Raw genomic sequence first — 22,978 nt, 5'->3', positions numbered from 1 at the left:
AAACCCTGTTTTTGAGGGACTTGCCTAGACTGCTCTGCTGAGACTCCAGAAAGCGAGACTTCTGGCAGAGCCAGCACTCAAAATCTGACATGCTGAACCCTGGACCCTGTTTCCTGAAGGAAACGGTAACAGGGGTGTTGCAATCTTCAGGTTCGTCTCAGGCAGGTTGTTCTTGTGGTACTTCTGTGATGAAAATACGATATGCTGAGAAAGCTTTCGAGAAGCAACACACCCACAAGGAGCTGAGGAGGTTTCCTTTCATGAATGATGACGTGATGGTAGTGGATGATGGACAAGAAACTCCCAAGGCACAACCCAAAGTACGTGTTTATGGTGCAGGCAGTCCGGTGCTGCTGCTCTCAGGTGGCCCGGGATTTTCAGCCGATTACATGGAGCCACTCGCCAAGGAACTGGAACTTCAATACCAGGCGGTTCTCCCCGACCTGCGTGGAACCGGAACCAACACTGTAAAGGAAACCCCCGAAAACCTCTCGCTGGATGCTTACATCGAGGACATCGAGAACATCCGCAAGCAGTATGGCTGGGACAAGTTCTCTTTTGTGGCCCACTCCAGCGGTGCCCAGATTGCTCTGGCCTACGCCCTGAAGTACCCCCAATACATCAAATCCATTGCGTTGCTGGATCCCGCCGGAACCGACACCAGCTACCTGCAAGAATTCAACCGGGTGGCCGATTCCCGTCTGAACCGTCTGGACAAAGAAATCCTGGCAGACTGGAAAGCGGGCAACGGAGACTTCACCGAAGGCCTCACCACCCTGCTGTACCGGGTGGTTTTTGACCGCCGCACCGCCAACAAAATTGTGGACATGGTGCCCCAGAAGAGCTTCTACAACAACACCACTGCAGAAGTGTTCACCCAGAACCTGATCGACAGTGGTTTCAACATCACCGACCGTCTGGGCGAACTGAGCGGTATTCCGGTTTACGTGGCCCACGGTCTGCTGGACCCCCTTCCTTACGAGGTGGGCAAAAGCATCGCCGAGAAAACCGGTGGCAAGTTCGTGCTGCAGGACAACTGCGGACATTTCCCCTGGATCGAAGTCCCCAGAGAGTTCTATCCCCAGTTCCTGGGCTTTCTGTTCCAGAACGCCTGGTAAACCCCTCAAAAGAAGACCCTCGCTCAGGCGAGGGTTTTTTGTGTTTTGAAGGCTTCCAGTCTGGGCAGCGAGGTCGGACAGTGGGAAGGCAGGTAAAGGGCATTTTGATCTTTGATGAACTGCACCATCTTCTGTTTGCTCTGTCTGGCCTTTTGCGGTTCGCCCATGGCTGAAATCATGTCCACGGACTCCCGTTCCAGATATTGCATGGCTGGAGTGACATCGCCTGCCAGCACCACAAATCTGCCCTGGCTTTTCACAATGACAGACTGGTGTCCCGGAGAGTGCCCTGGGGTGGGCACAATCCAGATGTCCTCAAAAAGGGCTCTGCTGGATTCGAAATTGTGGAAAGCCCCGTCCCTGTAATCGATCAGGTCAGGCCTGAACCTTTCTGGAAACAGGGAAGGCCAGTAGCCTTTCATGTGGGCGAAAGGCTTCTGGGTGGCTTCAAACTCTGCCCTGGAGACCCAGACTTTTGCTTTTGGAAAACTGCTTAAATGTCCCACATGGTCCTGGTGCAGGTGGGTGACGATGATGTGTTGCACATCAGAAACCTTGATGCCCAGGTTTTTCAACTGGTCAGGCAGGGGAGACTGAAAGGTTTCGGGGAAGCGCAGCATGTTGCGGGTGATCATGCGGGGGGCCACAGGGTACCTGCTCCAATCCAGGGCCCGGGATTGCTCTCCTGCATCCACCAGAATGATGCCTGCTCTGGGATGCTTGATGACCCAGCTCAGCATGGGGGCAACTTCATGCCATTCCTGATCCTGCATGACCTGCAGAACCCGCGATAGACCCTCTCTGGGAGAAGAAAACCAGCTTTTTTTCAGCTGTGCATTGACGGAATTGATGCCCCAGATTTTCATGCAGACCACCCAGACACAAGTAAGATATTGGACATATGTCTATTATGTGTCTGATGTCCAACAATGTCAATTGCCAGCTGCCAAAGCAGGGTATACTGTGGGCAGTGAAGACCGAAGACCGCCGCATCCAGCGCACCAGAGACCTTCTGAAAACCACCCTGATCCAGCTCATTGAAAAACAGGGTTATGAAAGCATTGCCGTGCAGGACCTGACCCGTGAGGCCAACATCGGGCGGGCCACTTTTTACCTGCATTACAAAGACAAGCATGACCTGCTGTGGCAAAGCCTGAAAGTGCCTCTGGAAGCCCTGAAGGAACGTTTTCCCAACAGCGGTTCTGATCTTCCAGAAGAGCCCAACCCCATGCTGACTGCGCTTTTTGAGTTTGCCTGGCAGGAAAAAACACTGTTCAGAACAGCACTGGATGTGCCCAGTGCCATGCAGGTGGGACAGTCCATTCGCAGCTACATTGCAGATTTTTTTGAAAACCGCATGAAGTTGAGTGTGCCCCATGCCACCCATCCCAGAATGGTGGCAGAATTCCTGGCAGGTGGCATTCTGGGGGTTTTGCAGTGGTGGCTGACCCAGGAAAACGCTCTGGATGCACAGCAGACCACCCTGCTGCTGAAGCAACAGGCCATTTTTCCTGTTTTTCAGACCCTCTCCATCTGCCAGGACTGAAGGACATCAACCCGGCCAACAAAAAAGAGAGGGCTTAAAAGCCCTCTCTGCTGTTCTGGCATTTTGGTGTTTACAGGTTCTTGTGCAGCACTTCGCCCAGGGCCTTGATTCCCCGGTCAATCTGCTCTGCATTGGCACAGGAGTAACTGAGGCGCAGGGTGTTTTCGCCACCCCCCAGAGCGAAGAAGGGGGTACCAGGAACAAAAGCCACTTTGTAATCCACGGCCTGCTTGAGCAGTTCGGTGGATTTCATGTGCTCTGGCAGGGTGAGCCACAGGAACATGCCGCCTTCGGGGTCGGTGTGGGCCACTTCTGCAGGCAGGTACTTGCCCAGGGCTTCCATCATGAACTGGCGGCGTTCACCGTACACCTTGCGCACCAGTTCGGTCTGCTTGCCCAGCACCTCGTGGACCAACTCGAACACGATCATCTGGTTGAGGGTGGGGGTGTGAAGATCCGCCCCCTGCTTGGCCTGCACCAGTTTGCGGTTGATGGTGGGGTTGGCCGTCACCCAGGCCACCCGCAGTCCGGGGGTGAGGGTCTTGGAGAAGGTGCTCATGTAGATCACGTGGTTCTGGTCTTCATTGCCGCCAGCGTATTCCAGACCCAGGGAGAACAGGCTGGGTGGGAAGTCCCCACGGAAACGCAGTTTGCCGTAAGGATCATCTTCCAGCAGCAGCACGCCGTACCTGCCCGTGATTTCCACCAGTTTCTTGCGGCGCTCCAGGGACATGGTGCGTCCGGTGGGATTCTGGAAGTTGGGGATGGCGTAGATGAACTTCAGTTTGTTCTGCTTCAACAATTCTTCCAGGGCAGTGGTGTCGATGCCCTCCTCATCGGTGGGGATGCTGACATACTCGGGCTCGTATGGGCTGAAAGCCTGCAGTGCGCCCAGGTAGGTGGGGGTTTCTACACCAATCAGGTCGCCGGGGTTGATGAGGATTTTCCCCAGCAGATCGAGGCCCTGCTGGGAACCGCTCACCAGCAGAATGTTGTCCGGGTTCACATTGCCGTGCTGCGCGGCAATCCACTGACGCAAGGGAGCATGCCCCTCGGTGGTGCTGTACTGCAGGGCCTGGGCTCCCTGTTCGGTCAGCACTTTCTGGGTGGCTGCAGCCACTTCCTGCACGGGGAAAAGCTCGGGGGCAGGCAGCCCGCCAGCAAAGGAGATGATGTCAGGCTTCTGGGTCAGCTTGAGGAGTTCCCGGATGGTTGAGGAGGTGATGCGCAGGGCGCGATCGGCAAAACATTGGTCCCACTGGACAAGTGAAGCAGTCATGACCAACAGTATAAACTTTTGTGACGGTTTTTTCGTTGAACTGCGTAAAAATGTCATACATTTGCTGAGCGCTTTCCAGCAAACTTCTGAACCACCTTCTGGAACAATCCCCTGAAACAACCCCTGGAAACCTGTTCCCTGGAGCGGTGACAACAGGTGTGCGTTGTCATGATTCAGCAAGAAACCTCACCTTAAAATGAAAAGCGCCCCTGCGTTTTGCTGGAGAGGATTGCACCATGCACATCTGCGCCTTCAGCACCAGCACCGCCACCACCCCTCAAGCCGTCTGGCAACTCTGGACCCAGCCCAGACACTGGCCCTCCTGGGACAAAACCCTCAAACAGGCAGAACTTTCTGGTCCATTCAAGCAGGGAGTCAGCGGAATTCTCACTTTTCAGGATGGCTCCACCGCCCCTTTCACTGTGGTGATGTGTCAGATGCTGCAAAGTTACGTGCTGTCCGTGCCTCTGGGCCTGGGCGTGGACCTGCTGATCAAACGCGAACTCTGGCAGGAGGGAGAGAAGGTGCATTTCCGCCAGGAAGTCTCACTGATGGGGCCAGCCATGGCCAAACTTTTGCATGGTGTCCGCAAAAAAGCCCTGCAGCTGGAAACCTTCAAAGCCATGGAAGGCTTGCTGGAGCGCCTGCGGGGTGAAATGTCTGCCCTGAAAGACAACCCGCAGGGTGATGTGCAGCGTTCTGCCCCATGATGCTGTGGTCTGTAAAATCCTGTCCCATTTTGCAAAGTTCTGCTTTCCATCTCGTGCTGTTCATCCCGTTCTGCCAGGAGGATCACCCATGGGTTTTTCCAGAGGAAGCCATTCAAGCTTGACGGTCCATCATGTGTACAGCGTTCCAGATGCGGCCGTGTTTCAGATCCGTGCCCTTGCCTGTGCCAGCTTGGAATTTGGGTGTGGCAGCAAAGCCCAGCCTGAAACACAGGTTTTGAGTGCCCTGTACGCCAGCGAAAAGCACCGGATGGTGGTGTTGCACCACCGCTATGATTCCCTGTACGGCTGGAAATGCTGGATTGCCACAGAGCACCTGCAGCAGCTTCTGGGGATTTTGCAGGTGTTTCACCTGCACAGCAGGGTTCAGCTGGAAGAGACTGTTTCCGCCAGTTGACTCCAGGGTTGAAGCCAGAAACAGCGGCCCAGTGTTTTTGGGCCGCTGTTGGAGTTGTTGATTCAAGGCTGCATGTCAGTACTGGACGTTATATCTGGCCGTGTCCGAAACCCAGTCCTGCTGGGGAAGAGGCTGAATGATGATGGAAAGTTTGCGTGCGAAAGGCATCTCTCCACGGATGGTGATGGTGGCAAAAGTGTTCTGCTCGTTCTGGAAGCGGGTGAGGGTGCGCAGGTTCAGCGGTTCCAGGCTGGCCAGGGCCAGCACTTTGTTGATGCCGTAAGGGGCAGCAATTTCATACTCAAAGGGATCGTTGCGGCCAGGAAAGACCTTGGTGGTGTTGGCCTGCACAAAGTTGTCCCCACTGTCATAGCCGTTGGGCAGGATCATGTCGATTTGCCCATCAGAGTCAATGTTGAACAGGTACACGTAGGCATCCTGGTTGACCCGGGTGAAAATGTGGATGTTCTCTCCGGGCGAGTAAGAGGGGGTGTTGCCGCCTTTGTCCAGCCACACATTGACGTAAAGGTCGGTGGGAACAGGGTTCACAATGATGCGCTGGGTGCTGATCTGGGGTTTGGCAAGGGCAACAGAAAACAGCAGCACGGAGGCCGCCAGAATGTGGGTTTTCATGCATTTAAAGTAGCTGCTGGCCGCTGACCCATCATGATAAATGAGAAGCTGTTTCTTTATGAAAGTTTGGGTTTTTCTTTAGAGATGTACAGAAAAACCTGCTTGTGTTGCCAGAAATTCACTGTGCCAATTCACCCTGGTTCTTTCCAGAGCGGCAATTCCACCACTGCAGTGGTTCCTTTCCCAGGCTGGCTTTCCAGCCAGATTTTGCCCCGGTGTTCCCGCACAATCCACTGGGCAATGGGGAGGCCCAGGCCTGTTCCTCCAGGATCTTCTCCGCGATGACGGCTCTGATCCACCCGGTAAAAACGTTCAAAGACTTTTTCCAGGTCTTCCGGGGCAATGCCCACCCCGGTGTCTGAAACACGCAGCACCACATGGTTTTTTTGCTGTTCCAGCACCATGGAGATGCGGCCCTGTTCGGGGGTGTATTTGGCTGCATTTTCCAGCAGGATCAGGGTGAGTTGCTTCAGGCGGTCCGGGTCACCAGAGACCTGCAATGCCTGCCTGGTTTCCTGAACCTCAAACTGGTGTCTGGGGTACAGGCGCTGCAACTCCCGCCAGGCAGACAGTGCCACAGGTTGAAAATCCAGCACACTTTCTTTTAAAGGAATGCCACTGTCCCCGCGGGCCAGAATCAGCATGTCATTGACCAGACGGCCCAGACGCACGGCTTCCCGCTGCACATCCTGCAGGATTTCGTCTTTTTCTTCTGCTTCGATGTCATGGAAACGCAGCAAGATGTCCAGGTTGCCCTGAATGCTGGTCAGGGGGGTTCTGAGTTCATGGGCAGCATCCGCCACAAAACGCTTCTGGGCTTCAGAAAGGGTGCGCAGACGCTGTTCGCTGAGTTGCAGTGCAGCCTCGGCATGCTTGCGGTCATCGATGTCAATGCAGGCCCCAATGAACCCCCGAAATTCACCTTCAGGGGTGTAACGGGGGGTGCCCCGATTCACCACCCAGCGGTACTGTCCGTCAAAACGCCTGAGGCGGAATTCCATCTCGAAAGGCCTGCGCAATTGAAAGTTGGCATGAAAATTGCGCAGGCAATCGGGCAGGTCGTGGGGATGAATGTTTTCCATCCAGCCTTCTCCGGTTTCCTGAAAAGGATCCCGCCCTGTAAACTCCAGCCAGCGCTGATTGAAGAAACTGGCTCCACCATCCAGACCGCTCATCCAGATCAAGACGGGAGCGTGATCTGCTGCAAATTGAAAACGTTTCTCGCTTTCCCTGAGGGCCAGTTCTGCTTTTTTGCGTTCGGTGATGTCCCGGGAGATCAACAGCACCCGGTCTCGGGACAGGGGAGTGAAACGGGCACCAAACCACACCTCATGGTCCTGGATGGTCAGGGGGTATTCCAGTTCGGTTTCCTGGTCTTTGTGCAGGGCTTCGCGCAATCTGGACACAAAACGGTCTGCAAAGACCGTGGGAAACAGATCATGCATGGTGCGCCCCAGCATGTCCTGAGAGGGGCGGTAAAACAGGGTGGGACGGGTGGGGGCAATTTCCAGGTGCCTCCCTTCCTGATCCAGCACCATGATCACATCGGTCATGGCAGAGAGGTACTGTCTGACCTGGGCATCGCTGGTGCTGCTGGACAGGGGTTCTCCCACCTGCAAGGTCAAAAGGGGCAATTCTGGCAACACATGACAACTCCAGTTGAAACCCTGCAGGTTCGCTCTGCTCCACAGGGTGTTGCCTTCTGGCTGCTGGGTCTGAAAGACAGCATTGCTGACTTCAATGCGTCCACTGGCATCCAGCAACACAAAAGCCCGAATGTCATCTGCAACAAGCTGCTGCAGCAAACTGGGGAGGGAAAGCTGCTCTGCATGCTCAGGAAGGGCCCTTTGCAGCTTGAAGGTTTTGACCAGATGGTGAACCAGTTGCAGGTACTGTGATTTCAAGAACGACTGTTCGGCCACACCCACCTCCTGTTGCTCTGACCAGTTCTGCCTCTGGTCCTGTTGTAAGTGCAGCAAAGCAAACTGCCTGGGTATTTCCCCATTATCCATGACCGCAGGTGCAAAGTGTACTGGGCATTTTCTTGAGCAAAATCCGGGACAATGCTGCTGGTCTAGATGCCCTCTGCCTCTGAGGGACAATGCTGCCTGAGAAAGTTGTGCTGGTGCTGATCGCATTTGTAAAGGTGGATCTTAAAGCAGAGGCAATTTAATCGGTTGGCATTGATTTAAAACGATGAATTGAATTTTGAGGGTTAGCTCATTTTACACATGCCGATTTCATGATTTGAATGGGTTTTGTAGATGTGAAATTTGTTTCTGTATCGAAATGCTCTGGTTAATAAAATTGAACCTGGAGGTTTCAACATGAGTAAAATCAAACTTGCTGTCATTTATTACAGTTCAACCGGAACCAACCATGAAATGGCCCAGGTTGCTGCAGACACAGCCCGTCAGACAGGTGCAGAGGTTCGGCTGCTGAAAATCAGGGAAACCGCTCCCCAGGAAGCCATCAACAGCAAACCCGAATGGAAAGCCTTTCAGGAAAAAACCCGTGACATTCCCGAAGCGTCCCTTGCCGATCTGGAGTGGGCAGATGCCTACCTTTTCAGCGTTCCCACCCGTTATGGTGGTGCAGCCAGTCAGGTGAGGGCCTTCATTGACACCACAGGGCCATTGTGGGCTGCAGGAAGACTGGCCAACAAAACGGTCAGTGTGATGGCGAGTGCCCTGAATCCCCACGGAGGCCAGGAAACCACACTGCAGACCATGTACATCAGCCTGATGCACTGGGGAACCATCATTGTGGCTCCGGGTTACACCGACCAGAGCATTTTCAAAGCCGGAGGCAATCCTTACGGCACCAGTGTCACAGCCACAGGCCAGGGTCTTGAAGAAACCAGCAAGAAGGCCATTCAGCATCAGACCCGTCGACTTGTTGAAGTGACCCAGCAGTATTTGCGAGGCAAACAAATCCCTGCAGGTTCTGCGGATTGATCACGGCGGGCAGAACAGGTCCTTAAACCAGCAACATGAATCAGCAACACCAAAATCCCCACCCTATTGGCGGGTGGGGGTTAACTTCGCACACTCCTTTGAAGTCTTCTGTACTGTAGCATTTCGAGATGAAATAGAAAAGAAATGAGAAAGGCATGATAAGAAAATGCAGGGGCATTCACTTTGAGAAGGCCAGATGATTCATTTTCTGTTTGGAAAGCAAAATTTCAGTTTGTTTCAGAACAGCAGCAAGTGCATGTTTCTCAGGTTCTGTGGTGCCATAGAGCTGCCATAGAGCTGCCATAGAGAAAAAAGAAGCAAAAAGACAACAGGAGCATCCACTTTCCGGGCCTCCCAACCTGCTGTTGCCTTCAGCCTGGAATCCGGGGTTTCCCTCAACGTGATGAACTGGCAGCTTTTGTGGGCCAGAGTATGCTATAAACCGAACATGCCTGAGATTGAACTGGTGGCGCACAACCCGTTCTGGACGAAAGCTTACCAGCATGAACGCAAACTCCTGCTGGAAGCCCTCATTCCAGTGACGGGACCGCTGCTGATTGAGCACATCGGATCCACGTCCATCAAGAACATCGCTGCCAAAGACGTGATTGACATCATGGTGGGGCTCACCCGTCCCCTGTCTCAGGAAGCCATCGACCAGCTGGTGCGTCTGGGTTACGACTTCATGGGGGAAGCAGGACTGCCAGGACGCATGTTTTTCAAGCGCAATCCCAGAACCCACCATGTGCATGTGGTGGAACTGGGAAACGACAACGGATTCTGGTGGGAACACCTGCTGTTCAGGGATCACCTGCGCACCCATCCTGAAGCCGCCCGCCGTTACGAACACATCAAATTGCAACTGGCGGCCCGTTACCCCAATGACCGACCTTCTTACACCAGCTCCAAAAGCCCCATTGTTCATGCGTTGCTGGAAGAGGCCATCGCCTGGGAAGAACAGTTCGGGCCTCTGCACAAAGCCCAGCAGGCCATGCAGGGTGCACCCGTGCACTGGGCTGTGGCCGGAGGATGGGCGCTGGATGTGCAGGCCCACAAAGTCCAGCGGCACCACGAAGACATTGATTTGATGGTTTACCGGGATGAACAGCTGCCATTGCAGCGCTTCTTGCTGGAAAGGGGCTGGACCCTGGAGCGCATCCAGCAGGGAAGGTTCTTTCCCTGGTTGCCTGGAGAGCGGCTGGAACTCCCCGACCACCAGATTCACGCCACCCACCCGGATTACCCCTCCATTGACTTTTTGCTGAGCGAAGGCAGCCATCAGCACTGGATCTGTCGCCGCAATGCCAGGGTGACCCATCCCTGTGCTGTGCAGCAAGGGATTTATGGCATTCCCCATCTGGTTCCTGAGGTGGTGTTACTGTATAAGAGCGGGGGAAGGGGAGGACTGAGGGGCAAAGACCTGGAAGATGCCGAACGCACCTTTCCCGGGCTGGATGCAGACCAGAAACACTGGCTCGCAATGCACCTTCCTGCCAGCCATCCCTGGCACCACACTTATCTGGAGGGACCATGAGCGATTTGTTGCGAGGATCAACCCCTCAACTTCTGGCGAATTACTTCTTTGGTGGCGAAGCCTTTCTGAATCCTGAAAAAATCCTCTCTGATCTGACTGCAGAGGTGGCCTGCCAGCGGCCTGCAGGTGCCCCCTACAGTGCAGCTGAAGTGGTGGCCCACATTGACTTCTGGCAGAATTACATCCTGGATGTACTGAGTGGCATGGGATCCTATGCGGTGGAACATGCCGAAGAAGGCTGGCCAGAAGTGACAGAAGACCAGTGGGAGCTGCTGAAAACCAGCACCCTCAGCAACCTGGAGCAACTGAAAAGGTATGCCCTGGAAGAATCCGAACGGGTCCTGAAAAACAACGAAACCGTGGGGGCCAGACTGGAATCCTTTGTGATCCACAACGCCTACCACTGGGGACAGGTGGTTTTGCTGCGCCGCATGGTGGAAACCGCCTGGCCTGCTCCGGGCGAGGGGCTGTCATGGTGAACGTGACCGTCCGGTCCTCTGATCCCCTCTCCATCACTGCAGAGGATTTGCTGCACCAGCTTGGACCCGAACAGAACGCCTCTTACAGCTTCACTGAAAACCTGGGAACCGGCAGTCTGTATGCTTTTCTGAAGGCCGGAGCCGATTTCTTTCTGGCTTTTGTGGAAGGCCATCCGGTGGGATGCGTGGGATACCGCAAGTTTCCGTTTGAAGAAACCGATGTGGTGGCCCAGCTCAGGTTGCTGCTGGTCAACCCTGAATACCGCTGGAGACAGGTGGCAACGGCCTTGTTGCGGGAAGCTGAACGCAGTGCAGCCAGAAGGGGTTATGTGCTGATGCGGGTGGAAATGGACCAGAACCACTCCGAAGCCCAGTTTTTCTTCGAGGAGCATGGCTACAATCGGGTGCCCAAATACGGGCCTTTTGTGGAAGACCCCATGGTCATGTGCATGGAAAGGCTGATTGCCTGATGCTCACGATCACATCTGCAGATCCCATGGGACCAGAAGCGAACCTGCTGATTGCCGAACTGGGTGCAGACCTGATGGCCCGCTACCCCCAGGAAGATGGCACCGGGGGCATGACCATGGATGAATTCTATGCTCCCAGGCATGAATTTCTTCTGGCCTGCTGGGAAGGAGAGCCTGCAAGCTGCTGCGGCATCCGGCCCTATCCTTATGCAGAGCAAACCCACAGTGAAACCCACATCGCTGAAATCAAACGCATGTACACCCGGACCCACCACCGGGGCAAAGGCATTGCCGTTCAGGTGATGCAAGAACTTGAAGCTTTTGCCCGGAAAGAAGGCTACTCGGTGATCCGTCTGGAAACCGGAGTCAGGCAGCCAGAAGCCATCGGGCTGTACAAAAAGATGGGTTTTGCAGTGATTCCCCCCTATGCCCATTACGTGCATGACCCTGAATCGGTGTGCATGGAAAAACAGCTGTGAGGGTTGTGGGTGTGGGTGCGGAAACGGTCATGACCCATTTGCAACAATTGAAACACCTGCTATGAGCCGTTTTGATGCCCCCCCCGAACACCTTCCCCGATCTTCCTGGCTGAAAGACTGCACGGCCTGCGGGGCCTGCTGCGCTGCCCCGGACATCAGCACCCTGCAAAAACCCCTGGGGGTCCGGTGCGGCAACCTGCAAGACAACTGCCTGTGTGCGATCTATCAGGATCGACCAGCGGTATGCAGAAACTACCAGCCAGACTGGGTGTGTGGGGAGGTGGCTCCGCTGCTCACCCTGGACGAACGGGTGAAGCGGTTTCTGCAGATTTATGGGCTGTCTCCCTGATCCCAGAAACCCCCCGTGGGGCACCTTTGCTTTCATGCAGCCATAGTATGCTGGGCCCATATGCTCGGCGGGCTGTTCAACTCTTTCCTGAAACTCACCAACCCCACGCCCCGGTTCACCTCCGAACGCTGCCTGCTGACCCGTTACGCGGTGGGAGGCTGTTCCAAATGCCAGGATGTGTGCCCCCACAACGCCATTGACCTGTCTGGCAACACCGTGACCATCAGCGAGGTCAATTGCACCGGATGCGGTCTGTGCACCCAGGTGTGCCCCTCGGGTGCGCTGGAGTTCGACATTGAGAACACCATGCACGCCATCCACAAGCAGCAGGGAAGTGAAGCCACACTGGCCTGCTCCCAGCTCAGCACCCCACACCCGACTTTGAAGTGTCTGTCCCGTGTCACCCCTGCCTCCCTGGTGGCTGCAGGGGCCTGGGGAAAAGAACTGACTTTGCTGCATGGGGATTGCGCCAATTGTCCTGTGGGTGGCTCTGAAGTTTTGCGTCACCTGATGGATGTGGTGGACAGAGCCGACCAGTACCGCGAAGCCACAGGCCGTCCTCTCAAACTCACCCTGCAGCAGGGCCAGAACGCCACCCAGGAAAACAAAGGGGCCATTGTCAGCCGCCGGGGCATCATGGGGAGCCTGATGGGCACCGCCAAGCAGGTGGTTGCAGACCTGATTCCTGAACAGCCCCTGCCGTTTCTGGACTGGTCAGACCCCAGAGAGCGCATCCCCACCGACTGGATCTGGCGCAAAAAAGCCCTCAAACCCACCCCGGCTCCAGACACAGAGGTGTTCTGGGTGACCCCTGGAGTCAATGACCAGTGCAATTTCTGCCCGGTGTGCATGAACGTGTGCCCCACCGAGGCCATCAAACGCGAAATCACTCCAGAAGGCGATTTCCGCATCATGCTGGATGTGGCGTCCTGTACCGGATGCGGAGCCTGCATCCCCAGTTGCCCCCAGGAAGCCATGTTCGAGCAGATCCATCGACCTTTTCATACCCTTTCAGAGGTGGTTGTTCTGAGGGAACAGTCAAAAGGTCCCGATTGGTTTGATGAGCCTCTGGAAGAAGAAGGCAGCAGCACGGACACTGGGGAATAGGTCAAAAGATGTAGGGGCGCAGCACGCTGCGCCCTTGGAGTCTGTGAAGGACTTCATGCTGTACAATCTTGGGGTGAAGTCAAGCGCCAAACAGGAAACAGCCTTTCTGCAACCCGGTCCCCAGGCCCCCATCGGGGTGTTTGATTCGGGGATGGGAGGGCTTTCGGTCCTGAAAGAACTGGTGGGGTTGTTGCCAGATGAGCACTTCATCTATCTGGCAGACACTGCAAATTGCCCTTATGGACAGCGGCCCAATGCAGAAATCCAGCAGCTGTCTTTGCAGGCCATGCATTTTTTGCAGCAGCAGGGGGCCAAGGCGCTGGTGGTACCCTGCAACACGGCCTCTGCGGCTGCCCTGCAGACCCTGCGTGAAGATGCCGGGCCTGGGTTTCCGGTGGTGGGTCTGGTTCCAGCGGTCAAACCGGCTGTGGAACGCACCCAGACGGGAACCGTGGGTGTGCTGGCCACCGAAGGCACCTTGCGGGGAAAACTGCTGGACGATGTGTTCGAGCAATTTGCCCATCCCAGAGGGGTTGAGGTGCTCAAAGCCACCCATCCCAGGCTGGTTCCTCTGGTGGAGGCTGCACAACTGGGTACACCAGAAACCCTGGAGGTGCTGCGCAGCACCCTGGATCCCCTGATGGAGAAAGGCATGGACCATCTGGTGCTGGGATGCACCCATTACCTGTTTTTGAAAGAAGCCCTGCACACCCTGTATCCACACCTGAATTTGCTGGACTCTGGTTTTGCCGTGGCAAAGCAGACCCGCCGGGTCCTCTCAGAAAAACATTTGCTCACGGAAACACCGCAGGGCAGCATCGAGGTGTTCACCACCGGTGACCCCGATGCCGTTGCCCCCCTGGTCCAGACCCTGTGGGGCGAACACCTGGCTGTGAAACACGCAGCCTACCGAAAGGAAGAACATGCCTAGATCCACCCGTGGCACGCTGGAATTGCGTCCCCTCAAAGTCTCCCGCAAAGTGAACCGTTACGCAGAGGGCAGCTGCCTGATCGAGATGGGACACACCAAGGTGCTGGTGACGGCAACGCTGGAGAAGAAAGTGCCCTTTCACGTCAAAGGCACCAAACAGGGCTGGCTGATGGCCGAGTACAACCTGCTTCCCAGGGCCACCCACGAACGCATTTCCCGGGAACGGGTGGCCAACGGTGGTCGCACCCAGGAAATCCAGCGCCTGATGGGCCGGGCTTTCCGCTCATGTGTGGATTTGAACCTCTTCCGGGACCAGACCATCATCATCGATGCCGATGTGATCCAGGCCGATGGGGGCACACGGGTGGCTTCCATCATTGGGGGGTATGTGGCCTTGCACGACCTCACCGAGCGGCTGTTCAACTCCGGGAAAATCACCGACTGGGCGCTCACCCATGAAATCGGAGCCATCAGTGTGGGCATGGTGGATGGCGAAATCCGTGTGGACCTGGACTACCAGGAAGACGTGAAGGCGGAGGCTGACCTCAACATCATCGCCACGGGCAGTGGTCAACTGATCGAGGTGCAGGGCGGCACCGAAAAAGACCCCATCGACAAGGCCACCTTTGATGAAATGGTGGAAATTGGTGTTCTGAGCGTGCAGGACATTGTGAAGATCATCAAAGAGCAGATCTGAGGGGAGCACCATGCAAGTGATTGTTGCCACCGGAAACCCCGGAAAAGTCAAGGAAATTGGGCTGGCCCTGCAACCGCTGGGCTGGGATGCACTCAGTCTGAAAGCCTTTGCCGTGGAAATGCCTGAAGAAACCGAAACCACCTACGAGGGCAATGCCCTGCTGAAATCCAGGGCCATCTGTGACGCCACTGGAATTGCTGCCCTGGCAGATGATTCCGGTCTTGAAGTGGAAGCCCTGGACAACGTTCCCGGTGTGTACAGTGCCCGTTATGGCAACCTGAACAACGACCAGGAGCGCTACGAATTCCTGCTGAACAACCTGGGCAGCAACCAGAACCGCCGGGCAAAATTTGTCAGTGTGGTGGTGATCTCTTACCCGGATGGTAAGGATGAATTCTACAGAGGGGAAGTCCAAGGTTTCATCACCCGTGAACCCAGAGGGGCGGGCGGTTTCGGGTATGATCCCATCTTCTTTGTGCCGGAATTTGGTTGCACCATGGCAGAACTCACCCCGGAGGAGAAACAATCCATCTCCCACCGTGGACGTGCATTAAAAGCCCTGCTGCAAGCCCATTCCTGAGGAGTTGAAATGATCACTGTTGCCAACCGCATTTTTGTGAACCCCGAACACGCAGAACAGTTCGAGGAGCGCTTCAAAAACCGGGCCAGACAGGTGGACCAGATGCCTGGCTTCATCCGCAATGTGGTCTTAAAGCCCGCAAAAGCAGGAGACCCTTATGTGGTCCTGACCTTCTGGGAGAGCCAGGAAGCCTTTAAAGCCTGGACCGAATCGGACGCCTTCAAGCAAGGCCACGCCAGAAGTGGCACCCTGCCAAAAGAGGCTTTCACGGGTCCAAACCAGCTGGAAATCCACGAGGTCATTTCAGACTCTATGGAATGATCTTGTGGGGTCTGCAGGGCGAGGCGTGCAAGGGGACCAATTTGCGGTTCCCTGTTCTGCACAAGACAGCGTGCCTCGCCCTTTTGCTTGATCCCTCGTCTTGTGCAAGACACGCCCCTGGCTCTTTTGTTCTCTTTGTCCTTTCAGATGCCTGGTCTGCATTTTCATGAGCTGTCTTTTTGCTGAAAGCTGACCACTGATGGCTGACCGCCCATCAACCATGAACATGAGCTAAAGGTAAGATGGAGATCCAATTGTGAGAAAATTGGAGTCCAGGGGATTTCCCCGAGTTTAAAATCTAAAGCATCAAGCTGGATGCACCTCGTCCACCGTCCACATGAAAGGTCAACATGAAACACGTTTTACTGCGCAAAGCTGCTCTGCCCGTTCTTGTTCTGCTGGCGGCCATCACCACCGCTCTGGCCCAGGATGATCCTGAAAAAGACCCAGGCAACCAGAGCACTGGACAGGAAACCCAGTCCACAGACCCCAAACCTGCAGACCCCAAGCCTGCACCCCAGAAGCCCGAGAAGAAACCCAATTTCAAACTGGTCCTGAAGGTCAATGAGTACCGGATTCGGGGGGGGCAGCTGGAAAATTTTGTGATCGCCAAATCTTTTGAGCTGGACAACAACCTGATCGAGCGCTCCGAGAAATACCAGAAGATTTCCAGCAGTTTGCACCCAACCCTGGACAAAATCTACAAGCAATTGAATGCCAGAGAAGTCAAAGATGCCCTGTTCTACAACCACAGCGAAAACTGGTGGGGAGAGCAGCAAACCGGCTGGACCGTCAATCAGGAAGCCACCGAGAAGAAACTGCTGGATGCCATCATGACCGATGCCCCTAGCAGCGATCTGGTGATTGACAAGCAGGAGCCCAAACGCTCTGTGCAAAAGTTTGCCGATCAGGGCATCCTGTTCCACTTTGGTGGGGGAGAGTCCAGCTTTAAGGGCAGCCCCAGTTTCCGGGTGACCAACATCATCAATGGTGCCTCCAAGGTCAATGAGCAGTACATCGAGGCGGGCAAAGAATTTGATTTCAACAAAACCGTGGGAGACATCAGCAAGGCCAATGGCTTTGTGCCCGGATACGTGATTCTGGGAGACAAGCTGGGCAAGGAAGACGGTGGCGGCATCTGCCAGGTGTCCACCACCATTTTCAGGGCGGCCTACAATTCTGGTCTGCCCATCACCGAAAGGCATTACCACTCTTACTGGGTGCACTACTATGACCCCGTGGGTTTTGAGGCCACGGTGTACTCTCCCCAGAAGAACCTGAAGTTCAAGAACGACACCGGAACCAACCTGTTCATTCAGGCCAAATGGGACGAGCAGAAGCAAACCCTGCGTTTTGATCTGTTTGGTCGCAAACCAGACCGCAAAGTGGAAATCAGTGATTCCCATGTGTCAAACATCCTGCCTCCTGCAGGTCCCCAGTATGTGGGAGATCCCAGCGTGCGTCTGGGCCACTACCGCCAGATCGACCATGCCCAGAAGGGGATCACAGTGGTGATTGACCGCAAAGTGACCTATGACAGTGGCGAGGTCAAGAAAGACGCCATCAAGAGCATTTACAAGCCCTGGGGCGACATTTACGCAGTGAACCCTGCCGATCCCAGAGCGGATTAAACCCAGCAGATTGATTTTGTGTTTCCAGTTCCCCTGCTCTGTGCAGGGGATTTTGTTTTGCTGGCAGCGGAGGGCTTGACTGTTGCCCTGCAACTTGCTAAAACTAGAATGAACGTTCGATCTAGAAGATGCACTTCTGATCGACCTCCACCTGTGTTCCAGCACAGGAAGAACAGCAGGTATAGTACGGACATGTCACAGACTGGCAGCAGGAAAGCAGCATCCCAGGACCGTCGGGCGGCCATTTTGCAGGCCATGCTCGAACTCATCGCAGAAAGGGGATTTCACGATACACCCATGTCCATGGTCTCTCAGCGTTCAGGTGCCAGTGCAGGCATCATTTACCATTACTTCGACAACAAAGAAGAACTCATTCATTCCCTCTACACCGAGGTGAAAATCGATTACACCCGTGCCCTGATGCAGGACCATCCCGAAAACCTGCCCCCTGCCCAGGCGTTCAGGCAGATCTGGTTGAAAGGGTACCAGTACCATCGGGAGCACCCCCAGGAGACCCTCTTCATGGAGCAATTTGAAAACGCTCCTTACTTTGAGAAACACCCTCAGGTGCCAGAAACCGAAGAAGCCCTGAGCCGGATGCTGGCCCTCTTTTCCACCCCTGAAGGCAAATTCAAAGACCTGCCTCTGGAGGTGCTGTGGGAAATGTCTCTGGGTGTGGCCTCCAGGGTCGCAAGGCAGGAGCACCTGTCTGGCAGTCTGGGTCTGGATGCCCAGAAGCTGGATTTGATGGCCCTGGCCTGCTGGCAGGCGGTCTCTGAACAGCCTTCCGCACAAAGCTGACTTTCCCAGCAAACCCGTTTTGCTGTACCAGCAACAGAACGAACGTTCAATCCAAGGAGTTGTATGTCAGAACAACCATGGACCATCCACCAGATGCCATCTCAACAGCACAAAACCGTGATTGTGACGGGGGCCAACAGCGGCCTGGGACTGGAAACCGTGAAAGCCTTCGCTGCCAGAGATGCCCAGATCATTCTGGCGGTGCGCAATGTGACCGCAGGAGAACAGGTCGCTGCAGAAATCCTCAAGCAACACCCCAGAAGCAAATTGAAAGTGATGGCTCTGGACCTTGCAGACCTGGGCAGCGTGCGTCTTTTTGCCCAGAAGTTCATTCAGGAACACAGACGACTCCACCTGCTGATCAACAATGCTGGAGTGATGGCCATTCCGCGCAAAACCACAAAAGACGGCTTTGAGATGCAATTTGGCACCAACCACCTCGGGCATTTTGCCCTGACGGGACTGCTGTTGCCTGTGCTGCTCTCCACGCAGGATTCCAGAATTGTGAACGTCAGCAGCCGTGCCCACACCATTGGACGCATGAACTTCAAAGACCTGATGGGTCAAAGGGGTTATTCCCCCTGGCCTGCCTATGGTCAGAGCAAATTGGCCAACCTGCTGTTCACCCTGGAACTTCAACGGCAACTCAAACTGGCCCAGTCCAGCACCCTGGCGGTCAGTTGCCACCCCGGATGGTCTGCCACCAACCTGCAATTTGTGGCTCCCCAGATGAGCCAATCGGGCTTCATGATGTGGGTCAACCGCACCGCCAACCAGCTTTTTGCCCAGCCTGCAGAACAGGGCGTCCTTCCCACCCTGTACGCGGCCACCTCAGACACCATTGCAGGAGGAGAATACATCGGGCCACACAAAGACACCAGAGGATACCCGGTGAAGGTCAGGGCCAACAGGCGGGCCTACGATGCAGAAGCAGCAAAACAGCTCTGGACCATTTCTGAAGATTTGACCCGGGTGCAGTACCAGTTCAGGGTGCCTGCTGGGGTGAGATAAACCACGAAACAAAAAGGGCGAGGCATGCCTCGCCCTGCAAGTGCCAGAATTTAGTGGCTGCTTCTGGGGTCCAGCACGTCCCGCAGGCCGTCGCCCAGCAGGTTGAAACCCAGCACCCAGGTGAGGATGGCAAGACCGGGGAAGATCATGGTCCAGGGGGCGTCCACATAGAAGTCCCGTGAATCGGCAATCATGGTGCCCCACTCTGGATAGGGTGGGGTGACCCCCAGACCCAGAAAGCCCAGTGCTGCAGCTTCCAGGGTGGCGGTGGCAATCGAAAGGCTGCCCTGCACAATCAGTGGGGTCAGGCTGTTGGGAATCACATGCTTGAAGATGATCTGGCGGTTGTGTGCTCCCAGGGCATTGGCGGCCTGAATGAATTCCCGTTCTTTCAGGCTGATCACCACACTGCGGGCCAGACGCACGTAAATGGGAATCTGGGCCACAGAAACGGCAATCATGGTCATGTAGGTGGCTGCCACAGGACTGATGTTCGGTGGCCGGATGGCAGCCACGGCAATGGCCAGCAGGATGCTTGGGAAGGCCAGCATCACATCGGTGAACCAGCCAATCACCTGATCGGTGCCCTTGCCAAAATAACCGGAGATCACCCCCAGGAAACTGCCGATCAGCAAAGCCACCAGGGTGGCGGCAAAACCGATTTGCAAGGAAAGGTTGGATCCGTGCAGGACGCGCACTGCCACATCCCGGCCCAGGTTGTCTGTCCCGAAGATGTGTTTGAAGTAATTCACCTTGCCGTTTTCATCGGTCAGGTCTGCTTTCAGTTCGCTGTTCCAGAGGGCACTGAAACTTGGGGGTTCCTGGCGGTCACGGAAGTTGCGGTCCACGGTGGGATCGTAAGGCTTCAGGACGGGAGCCAGCAGGGCCAGAATGATCCAGAACAGCACAATGACGCTGCCAATTTTGCCCGGAGTGGATTTTTTGAACCTTTTCCAGAAAGCAGAGGTGGGTTTTTTGGGTGGATTTAAGGTGGCAGTCACAATGCTCCTCAGCTGTAATGGATCCGGGGATCGAGGAAGGCGTAGCTGATGTCAATCAGCAGGTTGACCACACTGAACACCAGGGCACCGAAAATCACGCCTCCCTGAATGACCGGATAGTCCCGTTCAAAGATGCCCTGGTACAGCCAGGAGCCGATTCCAGGCCAGGAGAAAATGCTCTCGGTGAGGATGGCTCCACCGAGCAGCAAACCAATCTGCAGGCCAATCACGGTGACCACAGGCAGCAGGGCATTCCTGAGGGCGTGCTTTAAAATCACCGAACGCTGGTTGAGCCCTTTGGCCGTGGCGGTGCGCACGTAATCCTGGCTGAGCACTTCCAGCATGCTGCTGCGGGTGATGCGGGCAATGATCGCCATGGGAATGGTTCCCAGGGCAATGGAGGGCAGGATCAGGTGCTTGAGGGCACTGCCCAGTCCATCCAGACGGCCTTTGAGGATGCTGTCCAGCACATTCATGCCCGTGATGCTGTCAAAGTTGATGGTGGGATCAAGGCGACCACTGGGGGGCAGCCAGGGAAGCTGCACCGCAAAGAAGTACACCAGCAGCAGACCCAGCCAGAAGATGGGCATGCTGACCCCCACCAGACTGATGGTCATGGCGATGTTGTCGAGGGGCTTGTTGCGGTTGAGGGCGGCAATGATGCCAGCAGGCATCCCCACCAGCAGCGCAAACAGCAGGGCTCCAATGGCCAGTTCCACGGTGGCCGGGAAACGGCTTCTCAGTTCATCTGCAACGGGGATCTGGCTTTTGATGCCCTGTCCGAGGTCTCCCTTGCTGAGTTGCTGGACATAGCGAACAAACTGGGTGTCTGCTGGAGCAGCAAAGTTGAAGAAGATGGGTTTGTTCAGGCCCAGCCGTTCCCTGAATGCTGCTGCCACCTGGGGGTTGGCCCGTTCGCCCAGCATCACCACGGCAGGATCACCGGGGATCAGGCGCACAAACCCGAACACCACGATGGTCACCCCGATCAGCACGGTGAGGGTGCGGAACAGTCTTCGAAGAATAAACGCAGTCAAAAAGACTCCCTTACAGAAAAAGGGACATAGCCTTAAACTATGTCCCTATCACAAAGCATCACATAGACGTTACTGACGGTCTTTACGAGATGAGACTTGCTGTTTTACTTCTTGCCGTCGATGGTGATTTTGTTGAAAGCTTCAGAACCCAGGGGGCTGGGCACCCAGCCTTTCACGTACTTGGCCTTGCCGCCGAGGGGCTGGCTGTGCACCACGGGGATGCGCACGTAGGCGTTGTAGGTGATCTCGTGGATCTTGCTGTAAACCTTGGCTTTGGCGGCCTGGCCCTTGGCAGCCTTGCCCTGCTCCAGCAGGTCGGCGAGTTCTTTGGGGTTGTAACCTGAGTCATCGCTGGCGCTGGGGCCGTAGTAGGCACTGTAGAAGTTGTCAGGATCGCCGTAGTCGCCGGTCCAGCCGATCATGTAGATGTCAAAGCCGGGGGCGGTGTTGCGGTCTGCCAGGTACTGCGCCCAGTCTTTGGTTTTCAGGTTGACCTTGATGCCAATGCCGGACAGCTCTGCAGCCACAGCTTCAGCGATGTCTTTGGGGCTGGGGAAGTAAGGACGGGACACGGGCATGTACCAGAAGTCCAGGCTGAATCCGTTGGGGTATCCAGCTTCGGCCAGCAGCTTCTTGGCGGCAGCAGGATCGTACTTGTAGTCGGCAGGGACTTTCTTGCTGTTGGCCCAGGCCATCACAGGAGGCAGGAAGCTGGCGTTGGAGGTGCCAATGTCTCCCCAGAACTCTTCCACAATGGCTTTCTTGTCGAAGGCCATGCTGATGGCCTGACGCACCTTGACGTTCTTCAGGTACTCGTTGCGCACGTTCAGGCTGATGAAACCCACGTTGAAGGAGGGTTTCAGCACAGCGTCCACTTTGGCATCGTTCTTCATGTTCTTGGCGGCCTGGGGATCCAGGTCAGAGGTGAAGTCGATGGTGCCTGCACGCAGCTCGTTCAGGCGCTGGTTGCGGTCTGTAATGAAACGGAACACCACTTCGTCCACCTGGGCTTTGGCATCCCAGTAATTGGGGTTGGCCTTGACCACAATGCGGTCGCCGGTTTTCCAGCTGTCGAACACGAAAGGACCGGTGCCCACGGGTTTGGAAGCAGGGGTGCCGTATTTTTCGCCCTGGGCCTTGATGGCGGTGGGGCTGGCAATGCCGAAGTAACCAGAGCCGATCAGGTCGGGGAACACGGTCACAGGGCTGGTCAGGGTGAATTTGACGCTGTAGTCGTTCACCTTGGTGACGCTCTTCAGGAAGCCCGAAGCTTCACCTTTGTAGCCGCCCATCAGCTGGCCCCAGATTTCGTAAGTCTTGCCGCTGTCGCGGTAACCGAATTCGAACTTGGGATCCCACCAGCGGTTGACGTTGAAGATCACGGCGTCGGCGTTGAAAGGGGTGCCGTCGGTGAATTTCACGTTCTTGCGCAGGGTGAAAGTCCACTCGGTGGCGTCTTTGTTGGAGGTCCAGCGGGTGGCCAGTCCGGGAATGGGTTTGGTGCTGCCGTCGGCAAAGTCCACCAGGGTGTCGTAAATCTGGCGCTGGACGATGATGCTGTTGCCGTCGGTGATGTTGCCGGATTCCAGGCTGACCGGCTGTCCGCCCGAACCATAAACCAGGGTGCCTCCAGCGGCAAAAGCAACGCTGGAGAGGGCAAGAGCAGCGGAAATGGCGATTCGCTTCATACATCCTCCTTGAAGAAACGCAACGGGAATTAACGTTTGCGTACAGCCTAACCAGTGGATTGAAACTTGTCAACCGTTCTGACATTTTGTAAACCTGTATAGGAGGGTGTTTTTGCTGTATTTATCAACAAAAAACCGCCTGTATCCTGCATACAGCCTGCAATTTGTAAGGAAGGGCAGCCAATGTTCTGGCGGGTTTTGGAC

25 protein-coding genes are annotated in these 22,978 nt (G+C 55.5%); 18 read left to right on the top strand and 7 right to left on the bottom strand.

Translation table 11 applies throughout. The annotated features are described in order from the left end of the window. Positions 1–260 precede the first annotated feature (260 nt). Positions 261–1,118 (top strand): alpha/beta fold hydrolase, encoded by an 858-nt coding sequence (locus tag IEY52_RS02730; RefSeq protein WP_188999460.1) that lies wholly within the window; start codon positions 261–263, stop codon positions 1,116–1,118. A gap of 23 nt (positions 1,119–1,141) precedes the next feature. Here IEY52_RS02730 and IEY52_RS02725 read toward each other — a convergent pair whose 3' ends face one another. Beyond that, positions 1,142–1,984, bottom strand: a complete 843-nt coding sequence (locus IEY52_RS02725) for an N-acyl homoserine lactonase family protein (protein WP_188999457.1) — start codon at positions 1,982–1,984, stop codon at positions 1,142–1,144. 104 nt (positions 1,985–2,088) lie between these two features. Here IEY52_RS02725 and IEY52_RS02720 point away from each other — a divergent pair, with 104 nt between their 5' ends. Next, positions 2,089–2,664 carry a TetR/AcrR family transcriptional regulator gene (locus IEY52_RS02720; RefSeq protein WP_229684616.1) on the top strand — a complete coding sequence of 192 codons (576 nt, stop codon included), beginning with the start codon at positions 2,089–2,091 and terminating at the stop codon, positions 2,662–2,664. Positions 2,665–2,734: 70 nt separating this feature from the next. Here IEY52_RS02720 and IEY52_RS02715 read toward each other — a convergent pair whose 3' ends face one another. Then, a complete protein-coding gene (locus IEY52_RS02715) occupies positions 2,735–3,943 on the bottom strand; it encodes an aminotransferase-like domain-containing protein (RefSeq protein WP_188999451.1) in 1,209 nt (402 codons plus the stop codon). Between the two features lie 236 nt (positions 3,944–4,179). Here IEY52_RS02715 and IEY52_RS02710 point away from each other — a divergent pair, with 236 nt between their 5' ends. Both IEY52_RS02710 and IEY52_RS02705 read left to right on the top strand, forming a co-directional pair. Further along, positions 4,180–4,653, top strand: a complete 474-nt coding sequence (locus IEY52_RS02710; RefSeq protein ID WP_188999448.1) for an SRPBCC family protein — start codon at positions 4,180–4,182, stop codon at positions 4,651–4,653. An 88-nt stretch (positions 4,654–4,741) separates the two neighbouring features. Beyond that, entirely contained in the window at positions 4,742–5,068 is a 327-nt protein-coding gene (locus tag IEY52_RS02705; RefSeq protein ID WP_188999445.1) for a hypothetical protein, read from the top strand. Between the two features lie 75 nt (positions 5,069–5,143). Here the strand turns inward: IEY52_RS02705 and IEY52_RS02700 are convergent, their stop codons facing one another. Beyond that, entirely contained in the window at positions 5,144–5,701 is a 558-nt protein-coding gene (locus IEY52_RS02700; RefSeq protein WP_188999441.1) for a DUF4384 domain-containing protein, read from the bottom strand. Between the two features lie 131 nt (positions 5,702–5,832). Then, positions 5,833–7,623, bottom strand: coding sequence for a PAS domain-containing sensor histidine kinase (locus IEY52_RS02695; RefSeq protein ID WP_188999437.1), 1,791 nt, complete (start codon positions 7,621–7,623; stop codon positions 5,833–5,835). 405 nt (positions 7,624–8,028) lie between these two features. Here IEY52_RS02695 and wrbA point away from each other — a divergent pair, with 405 nt between their 5' ends. From wrbA to IEY52_RS02625, 14 genes are all read left to right on the top strand, one after another. Further along, a complete protein-coding gene (wrbA, locus tag IEY52_RS02690) occupies positions 8,029–8,658 on the top strand; it encodes an NAD(P)H:quinone oxidoreductase (RefSeq protein WP_188999434.1) in 630 nt (209 codons plus the stop codon). Between the two features lie 448 nt (positions 8,659–9,106). Continuing rightward, positions 9,107–10,192: a GrpB family protein gene (locus IEY52_RS02685; protein WP_188999430.1), complete on the top strand. Its 1,086-nt coding sequence runs from the start codon at positions 9,107–9,109 to the stop codon at positions 10,190–10,192. Further along, positions 10,189–10,671, top strand: coding sequence for a DinB family protein (locus tag IEY52_RS02680; RefSeq protein WP_188999428.1), 483 nt, complete (start codon positions 10,189–10,191; stop codon positions 10,669–10,671). Before IEY52_RS02685 ends, IEY52_RS02680 begins: the two co-directional genes overlap by 4 nt. Beyond that, positions 10,665–11,141: a GNAT family N-acetyltransferase gene (locus IEY52_RS02675; RefSeq protein WP_188999425.1), complete on the top strand. Its 477-nt coding sequence runs from the start codon at positions 10,665–10,667 to the stop codon at positions 11,139–11,141. The genes IEY52_RS02680 and IEY52_RS02675 overlap by 7 nt, the downstream gene beginning before the upstream one ends. Continuing rightward, the gene (locus IEY52_RS02670) at positions 11,141–11,620 is read left to right on the top strand and encodes a GNAT family N-acetyltransferase (RefSeq protein ID WP_229684615.1); all 480 of its coding nucleotides are present in this window, start codon (positions 11,141–11,143) and stop codon (positions 11,618–11,620) included. Before IEY52_RS02675 ends, IEY52_RS02670 begins: the two co-directional genes overlap by 1 nt. A gap of 61 nt (positions 11,621–11,681) precedes the next feature. Further along, complete coding sequence (locus tag IEY52_RS02665) at positions 11,682–11,969, top strand: YkgJ family cysteine cluster protein (RefSeq protein WP_188999422.1); 288 nt, start codon at positions 11,682–11,684, stop codon at positions 11,967–11,969. Positions 11,970–12,029: 60 nt separating this feature from the next. After that, positions 12,030–13,076 (top strand): 4Fe-4S binding protein, encoded by a 1,047-nt coding sequence (locus IEY52_RS02660; RefSeq protein WP_188999420.1) that lies wholly within the window; start codon positions 12,030–12,032, stop codon positions 13,074–13,076. Between the two features lie 55 nt (positions 13,077–13,131). Continuing rightward, positions 13,132–14,007 carry a glutamate racemase gene (gene murI, locus IEY52_RS02655; RefSeq protein ID WP_188999417.1) on the top strand — a complete coding sequence of 292 codons (876 nt, stop codon included), beginning with the start codon at positions 13,132–13,134 and terminating at the stop codon, positions 14,005–14,007. Further along, entirely contained in the window at positions 14,000–14,704 is a 705-nt protein-coding gene (gene rph / locus IEY52_RS02650; protein WP_188999414.1) for a ribonuclease PH, read from the top strand. The genes murI and rph overlap by 8 nt, the downstream gene beginning before the upstream one ends. Before the next feature lie 10 nt (positions 14,705–14,714). Beyond that, positions 14,715–15,284: an RdgB/HAM1 family non-canonical purine NTP pyrophosphatase gene (rdgB, locus tag IEY52_RS02645; RefSeq protein WP_188999411.1), complete on the top strand. Its 570-nt coding sequence runs from the start codon at positions 14,715–14,717 to the stop codon at positions 15,282–15,284. Between the two features lie 9 nt (positions 15,285–15,293). After that, positions 15,294–15,605: an antibiotic biosynthesis monooxygenase family protein gene (locus IEY52_RS02640; protein WP_188999408.1), complete on the top strand. Its 312-nt coding sequence runs from the start codon at positions 15,294–15,296 to the stop codon at positions 15,603–15,605. Between the two features lie 350 nt (positions 15,606–15,955). After that, on the top strand, positions 15,956–17,236 hold the full coding sequence (locus tag IEY52_RS02635) for a VanW family protein (protein ID WP_188999379.1): 1,281 nt from the start codon (positions 15,956–15,958) through the stop codon (positions 17,234–17,236). Positions 17,237–17,428: 192 nt separating this feature from the next. Continuing rightward, positions 17,429–18,037, top strand: a complete 609-nt coding sequence (locus tag IEY52_RS02630; RefSeq protein ID WP_188999377.1) for a TetR/AcrR family transcriptional regulator — start codon at positions 17,429–17,431, stop codon at positions 18,035–18,037. Between the two features lie 63 nt (positions 18,038–18,100). Next, complete coding sequence (locus IEY52_RS02625) at positions 18,101–19,048, top strand: oxidoreductase (RefSeq protein ID WP_188999374.1); 948 nt, start codon at positions 18,101–18,103, stop codon at positions 19,046–19,048. 50 nt (positions 19,049–19,098) lie between these two features. On the opposite strand, the gene IEY52_RS02620 is transcribed toward IEY52_RS02625, so the two are convergent. The 3 genes from IEY52_RS02620 to IEY52_RS02610 form a co-directional block, all read right to left on the bottom strand. After that, positions 19,099–20,049 (bottom strand): ABC transporter permease, encoded by a 951-nt coding sequence (locus tag IEY52_RS02620; RefSeq protein ID WP_188999371.1) that lies wholly within the window; start codon positions 20,047–20,049, stop codon positions 19,099–19,101. Positions 20,050–20,057: 8 nt separating this feature from the next. Beyond that, entirely contained in the window at positions 20,058–21,086 is a 1,029-nt protein-coding gene (locus tag IEY52_RS02615; protein ID WP_188999368.1) for an ABC transporter permease, read from the bottom strand. Positions 21,087–21,190: 104 nt separating this feature from the next. Further along, the gene (locus IEY52_RS02610; RefSeq protein WP_188999365.1) at positions 21,191–22,774 is read right to left on the bottom strand and encodes an ABC transporter substrate-binding protein; all 1,584 of its coding nucleotides are present in this window, start codon (positions 22,772–22,774) and stop codon (positions 21,191–21,193) included. Between the last annotated feature and the right edge of the window lie 204 nt (positions 22,775–22,978).

It is taken from the genome of Deinococcus roseus (assembly GCF_014646895.1).
GTDB classification, from domain to species: domain Bacteria; phylum Deinococcota; class Deinococci; order Deinococcales; family Deinococcaceae; genus Deinococcus_C; species Deinococcus_C roseus.
The sequence above is the reverse complement of the archived record's forward strand: the minus strand, read 5'-3'. Positions and strand labels throughout refer to the sequence as shown.

Excerpts from the sequence above, each read along its gene's own strand:
- IEY52_RS02730 (WP_188999460.1), top strand. The coding sequence starts at position 261 with ATGAATGATGACGTGATGGTAGTGGATGATGGACAAGAAACTCCCAAG.
- IEY52_RS02725 (WP_188999457.1), bottom strand. The coding sequence starts at position 1,984 with ATGAAAATCTGGGGCATCAATTCCGTCAATGCACAGCTGAAAAAAAGC.
- IEY52_RS02715 (WP_188999451.1), bottom strand. The coding sequence starts at position 3,943 with ATGACTGCTTCACTTGTCCAGTGGGACCAATGTTTTGCCGATCGCGCC.
- IEY52_RS02710 (WP_188999448.1), top strand. The coding sequence starts at position 4,180 with ATGCACATCTGCGCCTTCAGCACCAGCACCGCCACCACCCCTCAAGCC.
- IEY52_RS02705 (WP_188999445.1), top strand. The coding sequence starts at position 4,742 with ATGGGTTTTTCCAGAGGAAGCCATTCAAGCTTGACGGTCCATCATGTG.
- IEY52_RS02700 (WP_188999441.1), bottom strand. The coding sequence starts at position 5,701 with ATGAAAACCCACATTCTGGCGGCCTCCGTGCTGCTGTTTTCTGTTGCC.
- wrbA (WP_188999434.1), top strand. The coding sequence starts at position 8,029 with ATGAGTAAAATCAAACTTGCTGTCATTTATTACAGTTCAACCGGAACC.
- IEY52_RS02685 (WP_188999430.1), top strand. The coding sequence starts at position 9,107 with ATGCCTGAGATTGAACTGGTGGCGCACAACCCGTTCTGGACGAAAGCT.
- IEY52_RS02680 (WP_188999428.1), top strand. The coding sequence starts at position 10,189 with ATGAGCGATTTGTTGCGAGGATCAACCCCTCAACTTCTGGCGAATTAC.
- IEY52_RS02675 (WP_188999425.1), top strand. The coding sequence starts at position 10,665 with ATGGTGAACGTGACCGTCCGGTCCTCTGATCCCCTCTCCATCACTGCA.
- IEY52_RS02670 (WP_229684615.1), top strand. The coding sequence starts at position 11,141 with ATGCTCACGATCACATCTGCAGATCCCATGGGACCAGAAGCGAACCTG.
- IEY52_RS02665 (WP_188999422.1), top strand. The coding sequence starts at position 11,682 with ATGAGCCGTTTTGATGCCCCCCCCGAACACCTTCCCCGATCTTCCTGG.
- IEY52_RS02660 (WP_188999420.1), top strand. The coding sequence starts at position 12,030 with ATGCTCGGCGGGCTGTTCAACTCTTTCCTGAAACTCACCAACCCCACG.
- murI (WP_188999417.1), top strand. The coding sequence starts at position 13,132 with ATGCTGTACAATCTTGGGGTGAAGTCAAGCGCCAAACAGGAAACAGCC.
- rph (WP_188999414.1), top strand. The coding sequence starts at position 14,000 with ATGCCTAGATCCACCCGTGGCACGCTGGAATTGCGTCCCCTCAAAGTC.
- rdgB (WP_188999411.1), top strand. The coding sequence starts at position 14,715 with ATGCAAGTGATTGTTGCCACCGGAAACCCCGGAAAAGTCAAGGAAATT.
- IEY52_RS02640 (WP_188999408.1), top strand. The coding sequence starts at position 15,294 with ATGATCACTGTTGCCAACCGCATTTTTGTGAACCCCGAACACGCAGAA.
- IEY52_RS02635 (WP_188999379.1), top strand. The coding sequence starts at position 15,956 with ATGAAACACGTTTTACTGCGCAAAGCTGCTCTGCCCGTTCTTGTTCTG.
- IEY52_RS02630 (WP_188999377.1), top strand. The coding sequence starts at position 17,429 with ATGTCACAGACTGGCAGCAGGAAAGCAGCATCCCAGGACCGTCGGGCG.
- IEY52_RS02625 (WP_188999374.1), top strand. The coding sequence starts at position 18,101 with ATGTCAGAACAACCATGGACCATCCACCAGATGCCATCTCAACAGCAC.
- IEY52_RS02610 (WP_188999365.1), bottom strand. The coding sequence starts at position 22,774 with ATGAAGCGAATCGCCATTTCCGCTGCTCTTGCCCTCTCCAGCGTTGCT.